The sequence below is a fragment of the Streptomyces sp. NPDC055506 genome, assembly GCF_053643595.1.
Genome location: NZ_JBSHKH010000145.1, coordinates 1 through 20,091, shown reverse-complemented (window position 1 = coordinate 20,091; position 20,091 = coordinate 1). Strand labels below are relative to the sequence as shown.

The window sequence follows — 20,091 nt, the reverse complement described above, 5'->3', positions numbered from 1 at the left end:
GGTCATGGGGGCGGAGCCCCCTGGTACCTCAGGCCGAAGCCGGCGGATACAACGAACGCGGCAGTTGCGACGCCGCCGCCCCGTCCAGCAGCCACAGTGTCCGGCTGCGGCCGTACGCCCCCGCCGCCGGGGCCTGGATCTCGCCCGCGCCCGACAGCGCGATCGCCGCCGCCTGCGCCTTGTCCTCGCCCGCGGCCAGGAGCCACACCTCCCGGGCCGCCCGGATCGCCGGCAACGTCAGCGTCACCCGGGTCGGCGGCGGCTTGGGCGCGCCGTGGACACCCACGACCGTACGGTCCGTCTCGCGCACCGCCGGCAACTCCGGGAACAGCGAGGCGACATGCGTGTCCGGGCCCACGCCGAGCATCAGCACGTCGAACGTCGGCACCGGGCCGTGGTTCTCCGGGCCCGACGCCCGCGCCAGTTCCTCCGCGTACGCGGCCGCCGCCGCGTCCACGTCGGCGCCGTGTGGCCCGTCCGACGCGGGCATCGCGTGCACCCGCTTCGGATCGAGCGGCACCGCGTCCAGCAGTGCCTCCCTCGCCTGCGTGATGTTGCGCTCCGGGTCGCCCTCGGGCAGGAACCGCTCGTCGCCCCACCAGAGGTCGAGCCGACTCCAGTCGACGGCGTCCCGAGCGGGCGCCGCGGCCAGTGCGGCCAGCAGGCCGTTGCCGTTGCGGCCGCCCGTGAGGACCACGGACGCCGAGCCCCGGGAGGCCTGCGCGTCCACGATCTTCGTGATCAGCCGGGCCGCCGCGGCCTGCGCCATCAGCTCCTTGTCGCGGTGCACGACCAGCTGCGGTGCCGTACTCACTTCGTCGTAGCCCTCACTTCGTCGTCGCCTTCCGTACCGGTTCCAGCGCGGGCGGCTCCTGCTTCACCGGTTCCTGCGCCGTCGCTTCCGCAGCGGGTGCTTTCGCAGCCCTTTCGACGGGAGCGGGGATCGCGAGCGCTGCCCGCTCGCCACTTTTGGGCTCTCCTTTGGTCACCGGCTCTTCCTTGGCCACCGGTTCCTCCGCCGCAGGCCGCGGCGCCGGAGCCGACCAGGAGGACTTCAGCCGGTCCACCCCGTACCGCAGGGCCGACGCGTACGTGTCGTCCGGGTCCAGCCGTCGCAGCTCCTCCGCTATCAGCTCGGCCGTGTCCCGGCGCTTGAGCGCCACACCGCGGTCCGGCTGGCCGTCGATGGAGAGCGTGGCCAGGGAGCCGTCCGCGCGGTCCAGCTTGATCGGGCCGCAGTTGGTGTCCATCCGGACCGCCGTCAGACCGGGGCCGCTGGACAGCGACCGCTTCACGGGGACGTCCAGCCGGTCCGCGAGCCACATCGCCAGCAGCTCGCAGCTCGGGTTGAACTCCTCGCCCTCCACCTCGACAGCCCTGACCTCGCAGGTGACCTGGTCGAGGGCCGCCGCCAGCATGGAACGCCAGGGCGTGATGCGGGTCCAGGACAGGTCCGTGTCGCCGGGGGTGTAAGTCCCGGACCGGGCCGCCAGGTCCCGAACCGGCTGCTCGGAGGCGTAGGTGTCGGTGACACGGCGCTGAGCGAGGGCACCCAGGGGGTCCTTCGCCGGGTCGAGCGGCGCGTTCACCGGCCACCACACCACCACCGGGGCGTCCGGCAGCAGCAGCGGCAGCACCACCGACTGGGCGTGGTCGGCCACCTCCCCGTACAGGCGGAGCACCACCGTCTCGCCCGAGCCGGCGTCCGCGCCCAGCCGGACCTCCGCGTCGAGGCGGGACTGCGTACGGTCGCGGGGCGAACGGGAGACACGCTTGATGACCACGAGCGTGCGCGAGGGATGCTCGTGCGAGGCGTCGTTCGCCGCCTTCAGCGCGTCGTACGCGTTCTCCTCGTCCGTCACGATGACCAGCGTGAGCACCATGCCGACCGCAGGGGTGCCGATCGCCCGGCGGCCCTGCACCAGCGCCTTGTTGATCTTGCTGGCGGTGGTGTCCGTCAGGTCTGTCTTCATGGCCGGCGCCAGCTCCGTCCGTCTCGCTCGAGCATTTCGTCCGCCTCGACGGGCCCCCAGGTACCGGCCGGGTACTGGGCGGGCTTGCCGTGCTCGTCCCAGTACTCCTCGATCGGGTCGAGGATCTTCCAGGACAGCTCGACCTCCTCGGTGCGCGGGAAGAGGTTCGAGTCGCCGAGGAGAACGTCCAGGATGAGACGCTCGTACGCCTCCGGGCTGGACTCCGTGAAGGACTCGCCGTACGCGAAGTCCATGGACACGTCCCGGATCTCCATCGACGTGCCGGGAACCTTCGAGCCGAAGCGGACCGTCACGCCCTCGTCCGGCTGGACGCGGATGACGATCGCGTTGGAGCCCAGCTCCTCGGTGGCCGTCGTGTCGAAGGGGGAGTGCGGGGCCCGCTGGAAGACGACCGCGATCTCCGTCACCCGGCGGCCGAGCCGCTTTCCGGTGCGCAGATAGAAGGGGACACCCGCCCAGCGGCGGTTGTCGATCTCCAGCTTGATCGCGGCGTAGGTGTCGGTCTTCGACGAGGCGTCGATGCCGTCCTCGTCCAGATAGCCGATCACCTTCTCGCCGCCCTGCCAGCCGGCCGAGTACTGGCCGCGCACGGTGTCCCGGCCCATGTCCTTCGGCAGCCGTACGGCGCCGAGCACCTTGGTCTTCTCGGCGGCCAGCGCGTCCGCGTCGAACGAGGCCGGCTCCTCCATGGCGGTGAGCGCCAGCAGCTGGAGCAGATGGTTCTGGATGACGTCACGGGCGGCGCCGATGCCGTCGTAGTACCCGGCCCGGCCGCCGATGCCGATGTCCTCGGCCATGGTGATCTGCACATGGTCCACGAGGGACCGGTTCCAGATCGGCTCGAACATCGTGTTGGCGAAGCGCAGCGCCAGGATGTTCTGGACGGTCTCCTTGCCGAGGTAGTGGTCGATCCGGAAGACCTGCTCCGGTGCGAACACCTCGTGGACGACCTTGTTGAGTTCCTCGGCCGACTTCAGGTCGTGACCGAACGGCTTCTCGATGACCGCGCGCCGCCAGGAGCCGCCCTGCTGGTCGGCCAGCTGGTGCTTCTTCAGCTGCTGGATGACCACCGGGAAGGACTTCGGCGGCACGGAGAGGTAGAAGGCGAAGTTGCCGCCCGTGCCCTGGGCCTTGTCCAGCTCCTCGATCGTGGAGCGCAGCCGCTCGAACGCGTCGTCGTCGTCGAACGTGCCCTGCACGAAGCGCATGCCCTGGATGAGCTGCTGCCAGACCTCCTCGCGGAAGGGCGTGCGGGCATGCTCCTTGACCGCGTCGTGGACCTCCTGCGCGAAGTCCTCGTGCGCCCACTCACGGCGCGCGAAGCCCACCAGCGAGAAGCCCGGCGGCAGCAGACCCCGGTTGGCGAGGTCGTACACGGCGGGCATGAGCTTCTTGCGCGAGAGGTCGCCCGTGACGCCGAAGATGACCAGGCCCGACGGCCCCGCGATACGCGGGAGCCGTCGGTCCGCGGGGTCACGCAGCGGATTGCTGCTCGACACCTGTTCAGCCCTCCGAGGGGGCGAGGCGCTTGAGCTCGGCCTCGGTCGACTTCAGCAGGTCGGTCCAGGACGCCTCGAACTTGTCGACGCCCTCGTCCTCCAGCAGCTGGACCACGTCGTCGTACTTGATCCCGAGCTGCTCGACCGCGTCGAGGTCGGCACGGGCCTGCTCGTACGTGCCGGCGAGGGTGTTGCCGGTGATCTCGCCGTGCTCCTCCGTGGCGTACAGGGTCGCCTCCGGCATGGTGTTCACCGTGTTCGGCGCGACCAGCTCGTCGACGTACAGGGTGGACTTGTACGCCTTGTCCTTCACACCGGTGGAGGCCCACAGCGGACGCTGCTTGTTGGCGCCCGCACGCTCCAGCGCGCTCCAGCGGTCGCTCGAGAAGACCTCCTCGTACGCCTGGTAGGCGAGCCGGGCGTTGGCGATGGCGGCCTTGCCGCGCAGCGCCTTGGCCTCGGGAGTGCCCAGGGCGTCGATGCGCTTGTCGATCTCGGTGTCGACGCGCGAGACGAAGAAGGACGCCACCGAGTGGATCTTGGACAGGTCCAGGCCCTTGGCCTTGGCCTTCTCCAGACCGGTCAGGTAGGCGTCCATCACCTCGCGGTAGCGCTCCAGCGAGAAGATCAGCGTGACGTTGACGCTGATGCCGGTGCCGATCGTCTCGGTGATGCCCGGCAGACCCGCCTTGGTGGCCGGGATCTTGATCAGCGTGTTGGGGCGGTCCACCAGCCAGGCCAGCTGCCGGGCCTCGGCGACCGTCGCCTTGGTGTTGTGGGCGAGACGCGGGTCGACCTCGATCGACACCCGGCCGTCCTGGCCGTCGGTGGCGTCGAAGACCGGGCGCAGGATGTCGGCGGCGTCGCGGACGTCCGCCGTGGTGATCATGCGGATGGCCTCTTCGACGCTGACCTTGCGGGCGGCGAGGTCCGACAGCTGCTGGTCGTAGCCGTCACCCTCGGAGATCGCCTTCTGGAAGATCGTCGGATTGGTGGTGACGCCCACGACGTGCTGCTGGTCGATCAGCTCGGCGAGGTTGCCGGACGTGATCCGCTTGCGCGACAGGTCGTCCAGCCAGATCGCGACGCCTTCCTCGGAGAGGCGCTTGAGTGCGTCTGTCATGGAAATTCCATCTCCTACGTGTCGTATATGAGCGTCAGCGCTGAGCTGCGGCGATCGATTCCCGGGCGGCGGCGGCCACGTTCTCGGCAGTGAAGCCGAACTCGCGGAAAAGGACCTTGCCGTCGGCCGAAGCACCGAAGTGCTCCAGGGAAACGATGCGGCCGGCGTCCCCGACGTACTTGTGCCAGGTCAGTCCGATACCGGCCTCGACCGCCACGCGAGCCTTCACGGCCGGCGGAAGGACGCTGTCCCGGTACCCCTGGTCCTGCTGCTCGAACCACTCCACCGACGGCATGGACACCACGCGCGTGGGCACGCCGGCGCCCTGGAGCTGCTCGCGCGCCTCGACAGCGACGTGCACCTCCGAGCCGGTGGCGATGAGAACGACCTCGGGCTCGCCGCCCTCGGCCTCGAACAGGACGTAACCGCCCTTGGCGGCATCCTCGTTGGGCTCGTACGTCGGCACACCCTGACGCGTCAGCGCCAGACCGTGCGGCTGCCCCTTGCCGAACTCCTTCGTCCAGCGCTTGAGGATCTCGCGCCAGGCGATCGCGGTCTCGTTGGCGTCCGCCGGGCGCACCAGGTTCAGGCCCGGGATCGCCCGCAGCGCGGCCAGGTGCTCGACCGGCTGGTGGGTCGGGCCGTCCTCGCCCAGGCCGATGGAGTCGTGCGTCCACACGTACGTCACCGGCAGGTGCATCAGCGCCGACAGCCGCACCGCGTTGCGCATGTAGTCGGAGAAGACCAGGAAGGTGCCGCCGTAGATCCGGGTGTTGCCGTGCAGCGCGATGCCGTTCATCTCGGCGGCCATCGCGTGCTCACGGATACCGAAGTGGATCGTGCGGCCGTACGGGTTCGCCTCCGGCAGCGGGTTGTCCGCCGGGAGGAAGGAGCTGGTCTTGTCGATCGTGGTGTTGTTGGAGCCGGCCAGGTCGGCCGAGCCGCCCCACAGCTCCGGGATGACCCCGCCGAGGGCCTGCAGCACCTTGCCGGAGGCGGCACGCGTGGCCACGCCCTTGCCGACCTCGAAGACCGGGATCTTCTCCTCCCAGCCGGTGGGCAGCTCGCCCTTGGCGATCCGGTCGTACTCGGCGGCGCGCTCGGGGTTGTTGTCCCGCCACTGCTGGTACGCCTTCTCCCACACGGCCCGGGCCGCCTGGCCCCGCTCCAGCGCCTTGCGGGTGTGCGTGATGACCTCGTCGGAGACCTCGAAGCTCTGCTCCGGGTCGAAGCCCAGCACGCGCTTGGTCGCGGCCACCTCGTCGTCGCCCAGCGCCGAGCCGTGCGCGGCCTCGGTGTTCTGCGCGTTCGGGGCGGGCCAGGCGATGATCGAGCGCATCGCGATGAACGACGGCCGGTCGGTGACCGCCTTGGCCGCCTCGATCGCGTCGTAGAGCGCGTGCGGGTCCAGGTCGCCGTCCGGCTTCGGGGCCACCCGCTGCACGTGCCAGCCGTACGCCTCGTACCGCTTCACCGTGTCCTCGGACACGGCCGTCTCGGTGTCGCCCTCGATCGAGATGTGGTTGTCGTCCCACAGCAGGATCAGGTTGCCCAGCTTCTGGTGGCCCGCCATCGACGAGGCCTCGGCGGAGATGCCCTCCTGCAGACAGCCGTCACCGGCGACGCAGTAGACGAAGTGGTCGAAGGGGGACTCGCCCTCGGCGGCCTCCGGGTCGAACAGACCCCGCTCGTAGCGGGCGGCCATCGCCATGCCCACTGCGTTCGCGACACCCTGTCCCAGCGGGCCGGTCGTGGTCTCCACACCGGTCGTGTGCCCGTACTCGGGGTGGCCCGGGGTCTTCGATCCCCACGTGCGGAAGGACTTCAGGTCGTCCAGCTCCAGGCCGAAACCGGCCAGGTACAGCTGGGTGTAGAGGGTCAGGGACGAGTGCCCGGCGGACAGCACGAAGCGGTCCCGCCCGACCCAGTCGGCGTCCGCCGGGTCGTGCCGCATCACCTTCTGGAAGAGGGTGTAGGCGGCAGGCGCCAGGCTCATCGCCGTACCCGGATGGCCGTTACCGACCTTCTGTACGGCATCGGCGGCCAGGACACGCGCGGTGTCGACGGACCGCTGGTCCAACTCGGTCCACTCGAGGTCTGTGGTGGTCGGCTTGGTGCTCACCCTGGGTCAGGGCTCCTCTCCACATGTCGGATGCCGGTGTATCGGGGCGCGCACCGGCCGCAGTCGAGCCTACCCCCGTGGGACGTGCGTTTTTTCGAGTCACTCCAGAGTGCCGGGGCTCATCCGGATCCGCCTCCTGACTGGGCCGTACCGCATTTGGCAAGTGAATACGGAGCCGCTCATCCGGGTGCTCAATCGAGCTTGAACGCGCCCGTCGGAACCCTCCCCTCAACACGACCCGACCCCCGCGAATGTCCGACTCTGGGCAACGTCTAAAGTGGCGTGGTACGCGCGAGCCTTTACCGGGACTTCACACGGCTGAGGCTTGCTGGGATGTCTCTGTAGGGGTGTGCGTGACGGCCGTTGAATCCCGTCCAGCGGGGATGACCGGGACGGACCAGAGCCCGGCCCACCGGCCGCTCGGGGCCCGTGTCATGGCGTTCGTGGCTCTCACCAAGCCGCGGATCATCGAGCTGCTGCTGATCACCACGGTTCCGGTGATGTTCCTGGCGCAGCAGGGGGTGCCCGACCTGACGCTGGTGCTGCTGACCTGTGTCGGCGGTTACCTGTCGGCGGGCGGCGCCAACGCTCTCAACATGTACATCGACCGCGACATCGACGCGCTGATGGACCGCACCTCGCAGCGCCCGCTGGTCACCGGCATGGTCAGCCCGCGCGAGTGCCTGGCCTTCGGCATCACCCTGGCCGTCGTCTCGACACTGCTGTTCGGCCTCGCGGTCAACTGGCTCTCGGCCTGGCTCTCCCTCGGCGCGCTCCTCTTCTACGTCGTCGTCTACACGATGATCCTCAAGCGCCGTACCTCCCAGAACATCGTCTGGGGCGGCATCGCCGGCTGTCTGCCCGTGCTGATCGGCTGGTCCTCGGTCACGAACTCCATGTCGTGGGCGCCGATCATCCTGTTCCTCGTCATGTTCTTCTGGACGCCGCCGCACTACTGGCCGCTGTCGATGAAGGTGAAAGAGGACTACGCGCGCGTGGGCGTGCCGATGCTGCCGGTGGTCGCCTCCAACAAGGTGGTCGCCAAGCAGATCGTGATCTACAGCTGGGTCATGGTCGCCGTCTCGCTCCTGCTGACCCCGCTCGGCTACACGGGCTGGTTCTACACGGCGGTCGCCCTGCTGGCCGGCGGCTTCTGGCTCTGGGAGGCACACGGCCTGCAGAACCGGGCCAAGGCCGAGGTGACGGGCGCCAAGCTCAAGGAGATGCGCCTCTTCCACTGGTCGATCACCTATGTGTCGATCCTGTTCGTGGCCGTCGCGGTCGACCCGTTCCTGCGCTGACGTACATCACAGGGCCCTCCCCTCGCCAGTGGATCTACTCGTGAGTAGCATCCTGACCATGGCAGACACGCAGCAGGTTGACCCGAAGGCCGAGCGCAAGGTCGCCCGGCTCGCCAAGCAGATCAGCACCTTCTCCAAGACCCACGGCGGCGCCGAGGGCCAGATCGCCTACCTCGGCGAACGCGGCGCCCGCATCGTCCTCGTCGGCGAGGACGGCGACTGGGGCGACCTGGTGGCCCCCTCGTTCGAGATCGCCGAGCAGGCGGTGGAGAAGTCGGGCATCACCCGCCACGAGTCCTTCGACGGCGAATTCGCGGCCAAGGTCAAGACGGGCCGCTACGAGTGGTCCCGCATGGCGGGCATCCAGGTGGGCGGTCCAAAGAACGGCTGAGTAGCCGGCCTTATTGTTTGGGGGCGCGGGGCTGTATCTATTTGCGGCTCCGCCGCGTGGGCGCGAGCAACCACACACAGCCCGCACTCGCCGAACCACACAGGCACTCCACCACGGGACCGCGACCTCAACCCGGTTCACCCGTTAGGACCCTTGAGAGCAACAGGGTCCACACCGGGAGGCCCGGATGATCGAAACGCCGTCCCTAGTGGACCAGTACTGCCACGGAGTGCTCCGCACAGAGCTGGGCCTCGGCACCTTCGAGGCCCACCTCTCCCGCACCGAGGGCCCACCCGCCCCCGGCACCACCCTCTTCGACACCCAGACCGGCTTTGCCGTACGGCGCTGGTGCCCGCCCCTGCTCGGCCTGGAACCCCACTGCGCCCCCGCCCGCTATCTGGCCCGCCGCCGCGAGCTGGGCGTCCTGGAGTCCGGCCGCCGGCTCCTGCGCGGCAGCGGCATCACGACGTACCTCGTCGACACCGGCCTCCCCGGCGACCTCACCGAGCCCAGCGAGCTCGCCTCCGCGGGCGCCGCCAAGGCCCATGAGATCGTGCGTCTGGAGCTGCTCGCCGAGCAGGTCGCCGACACCTCCGGAACCGTCGAGTCCTTCCTCGCCAACCTCGCCGAGTCCGTGCACGCCGCCGCCGCGCACGCCGTCGCCTTCACCTCGGTCGCGGGCGTCCGGCACGGCCTCGCGCTGGCGCCCGAGCCGCCCGGGCCGGGAGAGGTACGGGGAGCCGTCGGCCGCTGGCTCGCGGGGCGCGGCGTCGGCGGGGAGCTGAGCGACCCCGTGCTGTTGCGGCATCTGCTGTGGAGCGCCGTCGCCTCGGGCCTGCCGCTCCAGCTGCACGCGGGGCTCGGGGCGCCTGGCCTGCGCATCGACCGTACGGACCCGGTGCTGCTGACGGATTTCGTGCGGGCCACGGCCGGGCTCGGCACGGATCTCGTCCTGCTGCACGGCTACCCGTACCACCGGCACGCCGCCCATCTCGCCGGCGTCTTTCCGCATGTCTATGTCGACTGCGGTGCCGCCCTGGTCCGCACCGGAGCCCGGGCCGCGACCGTCCTCGCGGAGATCCTGGAGCTGGCCCCGTTCGGCAAGATCCTCTTCTCCAGCGGCGCCCAGGGGCTGCCCGAACTGCACGTGGTGGCCGCCCGGCTGTTCCGCGAGGCACTCGGCCGGGTGCTCGGCACCTGGGTCGCCGAGAGCGCCTGGTCCCTGTCCGACGCGCAGCGGGTGGCGGGGATGCTGGCGTCGGGGAACGCGCGCAGGGTGTACGGGCTCGACTAGGCCTTCGTCAGGGTGGCCTCGGTGGCCGGGCCGGGCACGTCCACGGGGACCTCGGGGCGTTCGCGCAACGACATCACCACCAGCAGCACCCAGATCCACATCACGGCCGAGCCGAACATGTGCAGGCCGACCAGGACCTCGGGCAGGTCCGTGAAGTACTGGACGTAGCCGATGACGCCCTGCGCGAGCAGGATCAGGAACAGTTCGCGGGTGCGGGTCATGGGGCCCTTCGGCGCGTCGACCGCCTTGAGGACGAACCACAGGGCGAACGTCAGCGTCACCACGATCCACGCCAGCACGGCGTGCAGCTTGCTCACCGTCTCCCAGTCGACCGGCATCCGCTCGACCTCGCTGGAGTCGCCCGCGTGCGGGCCCGCGCCGGTGACCACCGTGCCGACCAGGATGAGCAGGACGGCCGCCGCCGTCAGGAACCACACCAGCTGCCGCACGGCCTTGCCGACCAGCGGACGCGGTGCGGTGTCGCCCTCACGGGTGCGCTGCCACATCACCGTGGCCACCGCGATGAGCGCGGACGTCGCCACGAAGTGGGCCGCGACCGTGTACGGGTTGAGACCGACCAGCACCACGATGCCGCCGAGCACCGCGTTGCTCATCACGATCCAGAACTGCGCCCAGCCCAGCCGGACCAGGCCCCGCCGGTACGGCTTCTGCGAGCGCGCGGCGATGATCGCCCAGCCGACGGCCGCGCACAGCACGTACGTCAGCATGCGGTTGCCGAACTCGATGACGCCGTGGACGCCCATCTCGCTGGTCGCGGTGAGCGAGTCGGTGGTGCACTTGGGCCAGGTAGGGCAGCCCAGGCCCGAGCCGGTCAGCCGCACGGCACCGCCGGTGACGACGATGAGCACCGACATCACGATGGCGGAGAGGGCCGCGCGCTGGACCGTCCGGGGTTCCGGGGTCCAGCGGTCGGCGATGAAGGCGAGCGGGTTGCGCAGGGCCGCCCAGGCGTCGGCGCGGGTCACTTTTGGCACGCGACCCATCGTAGGGCGCCGCTTGTGCACGCTTTCACGAGGGTCCCTCATGGCCTACTCCCAGCGGAAGAACCGTCCGGCCGCGGCGAGCCCGGCCACGGCCCAGACCGCCAGGATCCCCAGGTCGGCCCAGGGCATCCCGGCCCCGTGCTGGAGCACGTCCCGCAGCCCGTCGGACAGCGCCGAGATGGGCAGCAGGCCGAGGACGTCCTGGGCGCCGGAGGGGAACTTGTCCAGCGGGACGACGACCCCGCCGCCGACGAGCAGCAGCAGGAACACCAGGTTGGCGGCGGCCAGGGTCGCCTCGGCCTTCAGCGTCCCGGCCATCAGAAGGCCGAGGCCCGAGAAGGCCGCCGTGCCGAGGACCAGGAGCAGCAGGACGGCGAACGGGTTGCCCTGCGGCGACCAGCCGAGCGCGAAGGCGATCACCGTGAGCAGGACCACCTGGAGCACCTCGGTGACCAGCACGGACAGCGTCTTCGCCGTCATCAGGCCCCAGCGCGGCAGGGGCGAGGAGGCGAGCCGCTTCAGCACTCCGTAGCGGCGCTCGAAGCCGGTCGCGATCGCCTGGCCGGTGAACGCCGTCGACATCACCGCGAGCGCGAGGACGCCGGGGGCGAGGAAGTCGACCGCCTCACCGGCGCCCGTGTCGACGATGTCCACGGTGCTGAAGAGGACGAGCAGCAGGGTCGGGATCACGACCGTCAGCAGCAGCTGCTCGCCGTTGCGCAGCAGCATCTTCGTCTCGAGCGCGGCCTGGGCCGCGATCATGCGGGGGAGTGGAGCCGCGCCTGGCTTCGGCGTGTACATCCCGGTGCCGGTGGCGGTCACGATCGCAGCTCCTTGCCGGTGAGCTCCAAGAACACGTCTTCCAGGGAGTGCCGTTCCACCGAGATCTTCTCCGGCATCACGCCGTGCTGGGCGCACCAGGAGGTGACGGTCGCGAGCAGCTGCGGGTCGATCTTGCCGACGACCCGGTAGGAGCCCGGCGTCAGTTCGGCGGCCGAGGAGTCGGCGGGCAGCGCCTTGAGCAGCGAGCCCACGTCCAGACCGGGGCGGCCGGTGAAGCGGAGCGTGTTCTCCGCGCCGCCCTTGCACAGCTCCTCCGGGGAGCCCTGCGCGATCACCCGGCCCGCGTCGATGATCGCCACGTCGTCGGCGAGCTGCTCGGCCTCGTCCATGTAGTGCGTGGTGAGGATCACCGAGACGCCGTCGGCGCGCAGGTCCCGGACAAGGTCCCAGGTCGCGCGGCGGGCCTGCGGGTCGAGACCGGCGGTCGGCTCGTCCAGGAACACCAGCTCGGGGCGCCCCACCACGGCCATCGCCAGCGCGAGCCGCTGCTGCTGCCCGCCCGAAAGACGCCGGTACGTCGTACGTCCGCAGGAGCCCAGCCCGAGGCGCTCGATGAGCGCGTCCACGTCCAGCGGATGAGCGTGCAGCCTGGCGACATGGCGGAGCATCTCGTCGGCCCTGGAGCCCGAGTACACGCCGCCCGACTGGAGCATCACGCCGATGCGGGGCCGCAGCTGCCCGGACTGTCTCACCGGGTCGAGGCCCAGGACGCGCACCGTGCCGGCATCCGGCTTCCGGTACCCCTCGCAGGTCTCGACCGTCGTCGTCTTGCCCGCCCCGTTGGGGCCGAGCACGGCGGTCACACCCTCCCGGGCCACCAGGTCGAGCCCGTCCACCGCGGTCTTCGGGCCGTACCGCTTCACCAGGGCCTGGACCTGGACCACGGGCTCACATCGCATGGGTCCAGAGTCTAGGTAGGCGGAGCGGGGCTCAGACCGGGGGGTACGGGAACTCTTCCTCTCGGGGCCGGTGCACCGCCAGCCACCGTTCGGCGTAGGCCACCGCGTCCGACACCGGGAACAGCCGGGCCTCGGCCGCCCCCACCTTGCCGCGTACGACGGGACGGTCCCGTTCGAAGTCGTAGCCCAGCTCGTCGAAGCGGTCCGAGCTGATCGACACCTCGGTCACGGTCTCCCAGCCGTCCGGACCCGGTCTGCCCACGGCGACGCGCGGGGTCGGTATCCGGTACTCGGCGAGGTGGAAGCTGGTGCAGGAGGCGTAGCCGGCACCGAGCAGCAGGACCCGGGCGCCCGTCGCCTCCAGCTTCGCGAGCGGGCTGCGCTCGCCGAGCCTGCAGTCGGGCGCGTGCCCCTCGGTCATCTCCGCCGCGCGCGGACCGACCGCCGCGAACGAGGTCTGCGGATGGGCGCTGCGCAGCGCGCCGGGCCAGGTCCGCACCGTCTCCGGGACGACGCCGACCCCGCGTGAGGGCGTGATCCGGGGGTCGTACGCGGGCATCGTGGCGCGAATGGCCGCCCACCATTCCGGGGGTACGGGCGGCTTGCGCCACAGGGCCGGGTCGGAGAGTTCCCCGGTCTGCGTGGGGACCACCAGGGTGCCCTCCGGGCCGAGCGCGTCGAGCAGACCCCGCACCACCGCGACGGCGCCGCCGTTGACCCAGCCGAGGGAGCTGAGCGAGGAGTGCACGAGGAGGGTCTCGCCGGGCCGCACGCCCAGTTCGCCCAACTGCGTCCGCAGTGTCTCCCGGGTGACAAGAGGGCCGGTCGGAGGGGGTGTGGACATGGTTCGGGAGTGTCCCCGAAGGCGCTGCGGGATGCCACCGGTTTGATCGATCAAAGATCGTTTCCGCAGGTCAGGTTAGCTTTACCTAAGTGACGCAAGGCACCCCTGGGCGGGTCGGACGCGGCTTGCCCGGTCCTGAAGAATTACGCAACAATGGCGTTGTGAAAAACGTCGGCGAGGCTCGGGAGGCTCCCATGGGTGCCCCACAGGAGGAGCTCGCGACCGGTGAGCGGTCCACCCGCAACCGCGTCGCGCGATCCATCCTGGACCACGGCCCGTCGACCGTCGCCGAGCTCGCCGAGCGGCTGGGCCTCACCCAGGCAGCCGTGCGCCGGCACCTCGACGCCCTCGCGGGCGACGGTGTCGTGGAAGCGCGCGAGCAGCGGGTCTACGGCGCGCGCACCCGCGGCCGCCCCGCCAAGGCGTTCGCCCTGACGGACTACGGCCGGGACGCTTTCGACCAGTCGTACGACAAGCTCGCGGCGGACGCGCTGCGCTGGATCGCCGACCGCGAGGGCGGGAACGAGGCGATCGCCGCCTTCGCCCGCGCCAGGATCGCCGCGCAGGCGGGCGCCTACCGCGAGGCGGTCGAGGCCGCGTCGCCCGAGAAGCGGACCGAAGCGCTGGCCAAGGCTCTGAGCGCGGACGGGTACGCTGCTACGGCGCGCAGTGCGCCCCACCCCCAGAAGGGTGAACAGCTCTGCCAGCACCACTGCCCGGTCGCCCACGTCGCCGAGCAGTTCCCCCAGTTGTGCGAGGCGGAGACGGAATTTTTCGCGGAGCTGCTCGGTACGCATGTACAGCGGCTCGCCACCATCGCGCACGGCGACGGCGTCTGCACGACGTTCATCCCCAAGATTTCCCACACCACTGATAACGCATCTGCAAGCACGGCCGGGAGGAACCCCGCATGACTCTCCCCACGGAGACTGCCCACCCTGAGCTCGAGGGCCTGGGCAAGTACGAATACGGCTGGGCCGACTCCGACACGGCCGGCGCCTCTGCCAAGCGCGGCATCAACGAGGACGTCGTCCGCGACATCTCGGACAAGAAGAACGAGCCGGAGTGGATGACCAAGCTCCGTCTCAAGGGCCTGCGCCTGTTCGAGAAGAAGCCCATGCCGAACTGGGGCTCGGACCTGTCGGGCATCGACTTCGACAACATCAAGTACTTCGTGCGCTCCACGGAGAAGCAGGCGGAGTCCTGGGAGGACCTGCCCGAGGACATCAAGAACACGTACGACAAGCTCGGCATCCCCGAGGCGGAGAAGCAGCGCCTCGTCGCCGGTGTCGCCGCCCAGTACGAGTCCGAGGTCGTCTACCACCAGATCCGCGAGGACCTGGAGGAGCAGGGCGTCATCTTCCTGGACACCGACACGGCCCTGAAGGAGCACCCGGAGCTCTTCAAGGAGTACTTCGGGACCGTCATCCCCGTCGGTGACAACAAGTTCGCGTCGCTGAACTCCGCCGTGTGGTCGGGCGGCTCCTTCATCTACGTGCCGCCGGGCGTCCACGTGGAGATCCCGCTCCAGGCCTACTTCCGTATCAACACGGAGAACATGGGCCAGTTCGAGCGGACCCTGATCATCGTCGACGAGGGTGCCTACGTGCACTACGTCGAGGGCTGCACCGCCCCGATCTACAAGTCGGACTCGCTGCACTCCGCGGTCGTCGAGATCATCGTCAAGAAGAACGCCCGCTGCCGCTACACGACCATCCAGAACTGGTCGAACAACGTCTACAACCTGGTCACCAAGCGTGCCGTGGCCTACGAGGGCGCGACCATGGAGTGGGTCGACGGCAACATCGGCTCCAAGGTGACGATGAAGTACCCCGCCGTCTACCTGATGGGCGAGCACGCCAAGGGCGAGACCCTGTCCATCGCCTTCGCCGGCGAGGGGCAGCACCAGGACGCGGGCGCCAAGATGGTCCACATGGCACCGAACACGTCGTCCAACATCGTCTCGAAGTCCGTCGCGCGCGGCGGTGGCCGCACCTCCTACCGCGGTCTCATCGAGATCGGCGAGGGCGCCCCGGGCTCGAAGTCGAACGTGCTCTGTGACGCGCTGCTGGTCGACACGATCTCCCGCTCGGACACCTACCCCTACGTGGATGTCCGCGAGGACGACGTCTCCATGGGCCACGAGGCGACCGTCTCCAAGGTCTCCGAGGACCAGCTCTTCTACCTGATGAGCCGCGGTCTGTCGGAGGACGAGGCCATGGCCATGATCGTGCGCGGCTTCGTCGAGCCCATCGCCAAGGAGCTCCCCATGGAGTACGCGCTGGAGCTCAACCGGCTGATCGAGCTGCAGATGGAAGGCGCGGTCGGTTAATCCCACCGCAGTCCATCAAGCCCTTACGTAACGGAAAGCGAGCACCACGACAGCCATGGCTGAGGCCCAGAACATCCCGGTGGGCGCCACCACCACCGGCTCGATCGCGGTGGCGGCCGAGTCGACCGTCGCCACCCGCATGAGCGCGCCCCCCTCCTTCGACGTGGCGGACTTCCCCGTCCCGCACGGCCGGGAGGAGGAGTGGCGGTTCACCCCGCTGGAGCGCCTGCGCGGTCTGCACGACGGCACCGCCGTGGCCAACGGCAACGGCGTGAAGGTCGATGTCCAGGCCCCCGAGGGCGTCACCGTCGAGGCCGTCGGCCGCGACGACGCCCGGCTCCGCAAGGCGGGCACCCCGGTGGACCGTGTCGCCGCCCAGGCCTACTCCGCCTTCGAGAAGGCCTCGGTCGTGACCGTCCCGAAGGAGACCGTCCTCACCGAGCCGATCCGCATCGCGGTGCACGGCGAGGGCGGGACCGCCTTCGGCCACCAGGTGATCGAGCTGGGCGCCTTCGCCGAGGCCGTCGTGGTCATCGACCACACCGGTGACGCGGTGCTCGCCGCCAACGTCGACTACCTGCTGGGCGACGGCGCCAAGCTGACCGTCGTCTCCGTCCAGGACTGGGACGAGAAGGCCGTCCACGTCGCCCAGCACAACGCGCTCGTCGGCCGCGACGCCTCCTTCAAGTCGGTCGTCGTCACCTTCGGCGGCGACGTCGTCCGGCTGCACCCGCGCGTGAGTTACGCCGGCCCCGGCGGCGAGGCCGAGCTCTTCGGCCTGTACTTCACCGACCAGGGCCAGCACCAGGAGCACCGCCTCCTGGTCGACCACAACGTCCCGCACTGCAAGTCCAACGTCGTCTACAAGGGCGCGCTCCAGGGCGAGGAAGCGCACGCGGTGTGGATCGGCGACGTGCTCATCGAGGCCAAGGCCGAGGGCACCGACACGTACGAGATGAACCGCAACCTGGTCCTCACGGACGGGGCGCGCGTGGACTCCGTACCCAACCTCGAGATCGAGACCGGCGAGATCGTCGGTGCCGGCCACGCCTCGGCGACCGGCCGCTTCGACGACGAGCAGCTCTTCTACCTCATGGCCCGCGGTATCCCGGAGCACGAGGCCCGTCGTCTCGTGGTCCGCGGCTTCTTCGCCGAGCTGGTCCAGCAGATCGGCCTCCCCGACATCGAGGAGCGTCTGATCGCCAAGATCGAGGAAGAGCTGGAGGCGTCGGTGGCATGAGCCTCGCATTCGTACGCGTCTGTGGCCTGAGCGAGCTGGAGGAGGACACCCCGAAGCGGGTGGAACTCGACGGCACGCCCATGTCCATCGTGCAGACCGAGGGCGAGGTGTTCGCGGTGTACGACATCTGCTCGCACGCGAACGTCTCCCTCTCGGAGGGCGAGGTCGACGACTGCCACATCGAGTGCTGGCTGCACGGCTCGCGCTTCGACCTCCGTTCCGGCAAGCCCGACGCCCTTCCGGCGACGCGCCCCGTCCCCGTATACCCCGTAAAGATCGAAGGGGACGACGTGCTCGTCTCCCTCACCCAGGAGTCCTGAGGCACCCATGGCAACGCTTGAAATCCGAGACCTGCACGTCACCGTCGAGGCCGACAACGCCACGAAGGAGATCCTCAAGGGCGTCGACCTCACCGTGAAGCAGGGCGAGACGCACGCCATCATGGGCCCGAACGGCTCCGGCAAGTCGACCCTCGCCTACTCCCTCGCGGGTCACCCGAAGTACACGATCACCGGCGGCACCGTCACCCTCGACGGCGAGGACGTCCTGGAGATGTCCGTCGACGAGCGGGCCCGCGCCGGCCTGTTCCTCGCCATGCAGTACCCGGTCGAGGTCCCGGGTGTCTCCGTGTCGAACTTCCTGCGCACCTCCGCCACCGCCATCCGCGGCGAGGCCCCCAAGCTCCGCACCTGGGTGAAGGAGGTCAAGGAGGCAATGCAGCGCCTCAACATCGACCCGTCCTTCGCCGAGCGCAACGTCAACGAGGGCTTCTCCGGCGGTGAGAAGAAGCGCCACGAGATCCTCCAGCTGGAGCTGCTCAAGCCGAAGGTCGCGGTCCTCGACGAGACCGACTCCGGCCTGGACGTCGACGCCCTGCGCGTCGTCTCCGAGGGCGTGAACCGGGTCCGTGAGACGGGCGAGGTCGGCACCCTGCTGATCACCCACTACACCCGCATCCTCCGCTACATCAAGCCCGACCACGTGCACGTCTTCTCCGGCGGCCGGATCGTCGAGTCCGGCGGTGCCGAACTCGCCGACAAGCTGGAGGACGAGGGCTACGAGGCATACACGAAGGGTGGCGCATCCGCGTGACACAGCTGCCGGGCCTCCTCGACTCTGAGGCGCTCCGCAAGGACTTCCCGATCCTGGACCGCCAGGTCCACGGCGGAAAGAAGCTCGTCTACCTCGACAACGCGGCGACCTCGCAGACCCCGCGCCAGGTCATCGACGTTCTCGACGAGTACTACGAGCAGCACAACGCCAACGTCCACCGTGGCGTGCATGTCCTCGCCGAGGAGGCCACGGCGCTGTACGAGGGCGCGCGCGACAAGGTCGCGGAGTTCATCAACGCGCCCTCGCGGAACGAGGTGATCTTCACCAAGAACGCCTCGGAGTCGCTCAACCTCGTGGCGAACATGCTGGGCTGGGCCGACGAGCCCTACCGCGTGGACTCCGAGACCGAGATCGTCATCACGGAGATGGAGCACCACTCCAACATCGTTCCGTGGCAGCTGCTCGCGCAGCGCACGGGCGCGAAGCTGAAGTGGTTCGGCCTCACCGACGACGGCCGCCTCGACCTCTCGAACATCGACCAGGTCATCACCGAGAAGACGAAGATCGTCTCCTTCGTGCTGGTCTCCAACATCCTGGGCACCCAGAACCCGGTCGAGGCGATAGTGCGCCGCGCCCAGGAGGTCGGTGCGCTGGTGTGCGTCGACGCATCCCAGGCCGCGCCGCACATGCCGCTGGACGTACAGGCCCTCCAGGCCGACTTCGTGGCCTTCACCGGTCACAAGATGTGCGGCCCGACCGGCATCGGCGTCCTGTGGGGACGGCAGGAGCTCCTGGAGGACCTGCCTCCGTTCCTCGGCGGCGGCGAGATGATCGAGACGGTGTCGATGCACTCCTCGACCTACGCCCCGGCGCCCCACAAGTTCGAGGCGGGCACGCCCCCGATCGCCCAGGCGGTCGGACTCGGCGCGGCGATCGACTATCTCAACTCGATCGGCATGGACAAGATCTTCGCCCACGAGCACGCGCTCACCGAGTACGCGGTGAAGCGGCTCCTGGAGGTCCCCGACCTCCGGATCATCGGCCCCACCACGGCCGAGGAGCGGGGCGCGGCGATCTCCTTCACCCTCGGGGACATCCACCCGCACGACGTGGGCCAGGTCCTCGACGAGCAGGGCATCGCGGTCCGGGTCGGCCACCACTGCGCGCGGCCGGTCTGCCTGCGCTACGGAATTCCCGCGACCACGCGAGCGTCGTTCTATCTGTACTCCACGCCGGCCGAGATCGACGCACTGGTCGACGGCCTGGAGCACGTACGGAACTTCTTCGGCTGAGAGGCGTGCGGAAACCGTGAAGCTGGATTCGATGTACCAGGAAGTCATCCTGGACCACTACAAGAACCCGCACGGGCGGGGCTTGCGGGACGGCGACGCCGAGGTGCACCACGTCAACCCGACGTGCGGCGACGAGATCACACTGCGCGTGAAGTACGACGGCACGACGATCGAGGACGTCTCGTACGAGGGCCAGGGCTGTTCCATCAGCCAGGCGAGCGCGTCCGTGCTGAACGAACTCCTCGTCGGCAAGGACCTCTCCGACGGGCGGAAGATCCAGGAGACCTTCCTGGAGCTGATGCAGTCCAAGGGCAAGCTCGAGCCCGACGACGCGATGGAGGACATCCTGGAGGACGCGGTCGCGTTCGCCGGGGTGTCCAAGTACCCGGCCCGGGTCAAGTGCGCCCTGTTGAGCTGGATGGCCTGGAAGGACGCGACGGCCCAGGCCCTGGGCGAGGCCGACGCCGAAAGGAAGACGACGGCATGAGCGAGACCATCGAGATGAAGCCGGCCTCGGAGGACGAGGTCCGCGAGGCCCTGTACGACGTCGTCGACCCCGAGCTGGGCATCGACGTCGTCAACCTCGGGCTGATCTACGGCATTCACATCGACGACGCGAACATCGCGACGATCGACATGACCCTGACGTCGGCGGCCTGTCCGCTCACGGACGTCATCGAGGACCAGGCGAAGTCCGCCACGGACGGCATCGTGAACGAACTGCGCATCAACTGGGTCTGGATGCCCCCGTGGGGCCCCGACAAGATCACGGACGACGGCCGGGAGCAGCTTCGGGCGCTCGGGTTCAACGTCTGAGATCCGCTGAGATCCACCCATGACGAAGGGGCGGCACCCTCCCG

The 20,091-nt window shown here is 69.5% G+C and carries 20 protein-coding genes; 11 read left to right on the top strand and 9 right to left on the bottom strand.

The window, feature by feature from the left end; all coding sequences use genetic code 11:
- Positions 1-28 precede the first annotated feature (28 nt).
- The 5 genes from pgl to tkt are packed head-to-tail and all read right to left on the bottom strand — an operon-like array spanning position 29 to position 6,738.
- Complete coding sequence (gene pgl, locus ACWIF2_RS35065; protein ID WP_454364975.1) at positions 29-814, bottom strand: 6-phosphogluconolactonase; 786 nt, start codon at positions 812-814, stop codon at positions 29-31.
- 13 nt (positions 815-827) lie between these two features.
- A complete protein-coding gene (gene opcA, locus ACWIF2_RS35060; RefSeq protein WP_454364973.1) occupies positions 828-1,973 on the bottom strand; it encodes a glucose-6-phosphate dehydrogenase assembly protein OpcA in 1,146 nt (381 codons plus the stop codon).
- The gene (gene zwf / locus ACWIF2_RS35055) at positions 1,970-3,493 is read right to left on the bottom strand and encodes a glucose-6-phosphate dehydrogenase (RefSeq protein WP_454364971.1); all 1,524 of its coding nucleotides are present in this window, start codon (positions 3,491-3,493) and stop codon (positions 1,970-1,972) included. The genes opcA and zwf overlap by 4 nt, the downstream gene beginning before the upstream one ends.
- A gap of 4 nt (positions 3,494-3,497) precedes the next feature.
- Positions 3,498-4,616: a transaldolase gene (gene tal / locus ACWIF2_RS35050; RefSeq protein WP_454364969.1), complete on the bottom strand. Its 1,119-nt coding sequence runs from the start codon at positions 4,614-4,616 to the stop codon at positions 3,498-3,500.
- 34 nt (positions 4,617-4,650) lie between these two features.
- Entirely contained in the window at positions 4,651-6,738 is a 2,088-nt protein-coding gene (gene tkt, locus ACWIF2_RS35045; protein ID WP_454364967.1) for a transketolase, read from the bottom strand.
- Between the two features lie 383 nt (positions 6,739-7,121).
- On the opposite strand from tkt, the gene ACWIF2_RS35040 reads away from it, so the two are divergent.
- From ACWIF2_RS35040 to ACWIF2_RS35030, 3 genes are all read left to right on the top strand, one after another.
- Positions 7,122-8,039, top strand: a complete 918-nt coding sequence (locus ACWIF2_RS35040) for a heme o synthase (protein ID WP_382498742.1) — start codon at positions 7,122-7,124, stop codon at positions 8,037-8,039.
- Positions 8,040-8,097: 58 nt separating this feature from the next.
- Complete coding sequence (locus ACWIF2_RS35035) at positions 8,098-8,430, top strand: hypothetical protein (RefSeq protein WP_454364965.1); 333 nt, start codon at positions 8,098-8,100, stop codon at positions 8,428-8,430.
- Between the two features lie 187 nt (positions 8,431-8,617).
- Complete coding sequence (locus ACWIF2_RS35030; protein WP_454364963.1) at positions 8,618-9,724, top strand: amidohydrolase family protein; 1,107 nt, start codon at positions 8,618-8,620, stop codon at positions 9,722-9,724.
- Here ACWIF2_RS35030 and ACWIF2_RS35025 read toward each other — a convergent pair.
- From ACWIF2_RS35025 to ACWIF2_RS35010, 4 genes are read right to left on the bottom strand one after another with little or no spacing between them, the layout of a single operon-like run.
- Positions 9,721-10,770, bottom strand: a complete 1,050-nt coding sequence (locus tag ACWIF2_RS35025; RefSeq protein WP_454364961.1) for a COX15/CtaA family protein — start codon at positions 10,768-10,770, stop codon at positions 9,721-9,723. The genes ACWIF2_RS35030 and ACWIF2_RS35025 overlap by 4 nt on opposite strands.
- A 3-nt stretch (positions 10,771-10,773) precedes the next feature.
- Positions 10,774-11,529: an ABC transporter permease gene (locus ACWIF2_RS35020; protein ID WP_454364977.1), complete on the bottom strand. Its 756-nt coding sequence runs from the start codon at positions 11,527-11,529 to the stop codon at positions 10,774-10,776.
- A gap of 17 nt (positions 11,530-11,546) precedes the next feature.
- Complete coding sequence (locus tag ACWIF2_RS35015; protein WP_454364959.1) at positions 11,547-12,470, bottom strand: ABC transporter ATP-binding protein; 924 nt, start codon at positions 12,468-12,470, stop codon at positions 11,547-11,549.
- Between the two features lie 31 nt (positions 12,471-12,501).
- Entirely contained in the window at positions 12,502-13,314 is an 813-nt protein-coding gene (locus ACWIF2_RS35010; RefSeq protein ID WP_454364957.1) for an aminoglycoside N(3)-acetyltransferase, read from the bottom strand.
- 161 nt (positions 13,315-13,475) lie between these two features.
- Here ACWIF2_RS35010 and ACWIF2_RS35005 point away from each other — a divergent pair, with 161 nt between their 5' ends.
- From ACWIF2_RS35005 to ACWIF2_RS34970, 8 genes are read left to right on the top strand one after another with little or no spacing between them, the layout of a single operon-like run.
- Positions 13,476-14,228 carry a helix-turn-helix transcriptional regulator gene (locus tag ACWIF2_RS35005; RefSeq protein WP_454364955.1) on the top strand — a complete coding sequence of 251 codons (753 nt, stop codon included), beginning with the start codon at positions 13,476-13,478 and terminating at the stop codon, positions 14,226-14,228.
- Positions 14,225-15,646 (top strand): Fe-S cluster assembly protein SufB, encoded by a 1,422-nt coding sequence (sufB, locus tag ACWIF2_RS35000; protein ID WP_399020296.1) that lies wholly within the window; start codon positions 14,225-14,227, stop codon positions 15,644-15,646. The genes ACWIF2_RS35005 and sufB overlap by 4 nt, the downstream gene beginning before the upstream one ends.
- A 55-nt stretch (positions 15,647-15,701) precedes the next feature.
- Positions 15,702-16,886 (top strand): Fe-S cluster assembly protein SufD, encoded by a 1,185-nt coding sequence (sufD, locus tag ACWIF2_RS34995; RefSeq protein ID WP_454364952.1) that lies wholly within the window; start codon positions 15,702-15,704, stop codon positions 16,884-16,886.
- Positions 16,883-17,206 (top strand): non-heme iron oxygenase ferredoxin subunit, encoded by a 324-nt coding sequence (locus tag ACWIF2_RS34990; protein ID WP_454364950.1) that lies wholly within the window; start codon positions 16,883-16,885, stop codon positions 17,204-17,206. The genes sufD and ACWIF2_RS34990 overlap by 4 nt, the downstream gene beginning before the upstream one ends.
- Before the next feature lie 7 nt (positions 17,207-17,213).
- Positions 17,214-17,978, top strand: a complete 765-nt coding sequence (gene sufC / locus ACWIF2_RS34985; RefSeq protein ID WP_454364948.1) for a Fe-S cluster assembly ATPase SufC — start codon at positions 17,214-17,216, stop codon at positions 17,976-17,978.
- Positions 17,975-19,231: a cysteine desulfurase gene (locus tag ACWIF2_RS34980; protein WP_454364946.1), complete on the top strand. Its 1,257-nt coding sequence runs from the start codon at positions 17,975-17,977 to the stop codon at positions 19,229-19,231. The genes sufC and ACWIF2_RS34980 overlap by 4 nt, the downstream gene beginning before the upstream one ends.
- Before the next feature lie 16 nt (positions 19,232-19,247).
- On the top strand, positions 19,248-19,718 hold the full coding sequence (gene sufU / locus ACWIF2_RS34975) for a Fe-S cluster assembly sulfur transfer protein SufU (RefSeq protein ID WP_454364945.1): 471 nt from the start codon (positions 19,248-19,250) through the stop codon (positions 19,716-19,718).
- Positions 19,715-20,047 carry a metal-sulfur cluster assembly factor gene (locus tag ACWIF2_RS34970; protein ID WP_184596910.1) on the top strand — a complete coding sequence of 111 codons (333 nt, stop codon included), beginning with the start codon at positions 19,715-19,717 and terminating at the stop codon, positions 20,045-20,047. The genes sufU and ACWIF2_RS34970 overlap by 4 nt, the downstream gene beginning before the upstream one ends.
- Positions 20,048-20,091: the final 44 nt, after the last annotated feature.

Bases quoted from the DNA above. Each gene is read 5' to 3' on its own strand.
- sufC (WP_454364948.1), top strand. From the start codon at position 17,214: ATGGCAACGCTTGAAATCCGAGACCTGCACGTCACCGTCGAGGCCGAC.
- ACWIF2_RS35020 (WP_454364977.1), bottom strand. From the start codon at position 11,529: ATGTACACGCCGAAGCCAGGCGCGGCTCCACTCCCCCGCATGATCGCG.
- tal (WP_454364969.1), bottom strand. From the start codon at position 4,616: ATGACAGACGCACTCAAGCGCCTCTCCGAGGAAGGCGTCGCGATCTGG.
- ACWIF2_RS35035 (WP_454364965.1), top strand. From the start codon at position 8,098: ATGGCAGACACGCAGCAGGTTGACCCGAAGGCCGAGCGCAAGGTCGCC.
- ACWIF2_RS35030 (WP_454364963.1), top strand. From the start codon at position 8,618: ATGATCGAAACGCCGTCCCTAGTGGACCAGTACTGCCACGGAGTGCTC.
- sufD (WP_454364952.1), top strand. From the start codon at position 15,702: ATGGCTGAGGCCCAGAACATCCCGGTGGGCGCCACCACCACCGGCTCG.
- ACWIF2_RS35025 (WP_454364961.1), bottom strand. From the start codon at position 10,770: ATGAGGGACCCTCGTGAAAGCGTGCACAAGCGGCGCCCTACGATGGGT.
- ACWIF2_RS35040 (WP_382498742.1), top strand. From the start codon at position 7,122: ATGACCGGGACGGACCAGAGCCCGGCCCACCGGCCGCTCGGGGCCCGT.
- ACWIF2_RS34990 (WP_454364950.1), top strand. From the start codon at position 16,883: ATGAGCCTCGCATTCGTACGCGTCTGTGGCCTGAGCGAGCTGGAGGAG.
- ACWIF2_RS35010 (WP_454364957.1), bottom strand. From the start codon at position 13,314: ATGTCCACACCCCCTCCGACCGGCCCTCTTGTCACCCGGGAGACACTG.
- sufB (WP_399020296.1), top strand. From the start codon at position 14,225: ATGACTCTCCCCACGGAGACTGCCCACCCTGAGCTCGAGGGCCTGGGC.
- ACWIF2_RS34970 (WP_184596910.1), top strand. From the start codon at position 19,715: ATGAGCGAGACCATCGAGATGAAGCCGGCCTCGGAGGACGAGGTCCGC.
- ACWIF2_RS35015 (WP_454364959.1), bottom strand. From the start codon at position 12,470: ATGCGATGTGAGCCCGTGGTCCAGGTCCAGGCCCTGGTGAAGCGGTAC.
- opcA (WP_454364973.1), bottom strand. From the start codon at position 1,973: ATGAAGACAGACCTGACGGACACCACCGCCAGCAAGATCAACAAGGCG.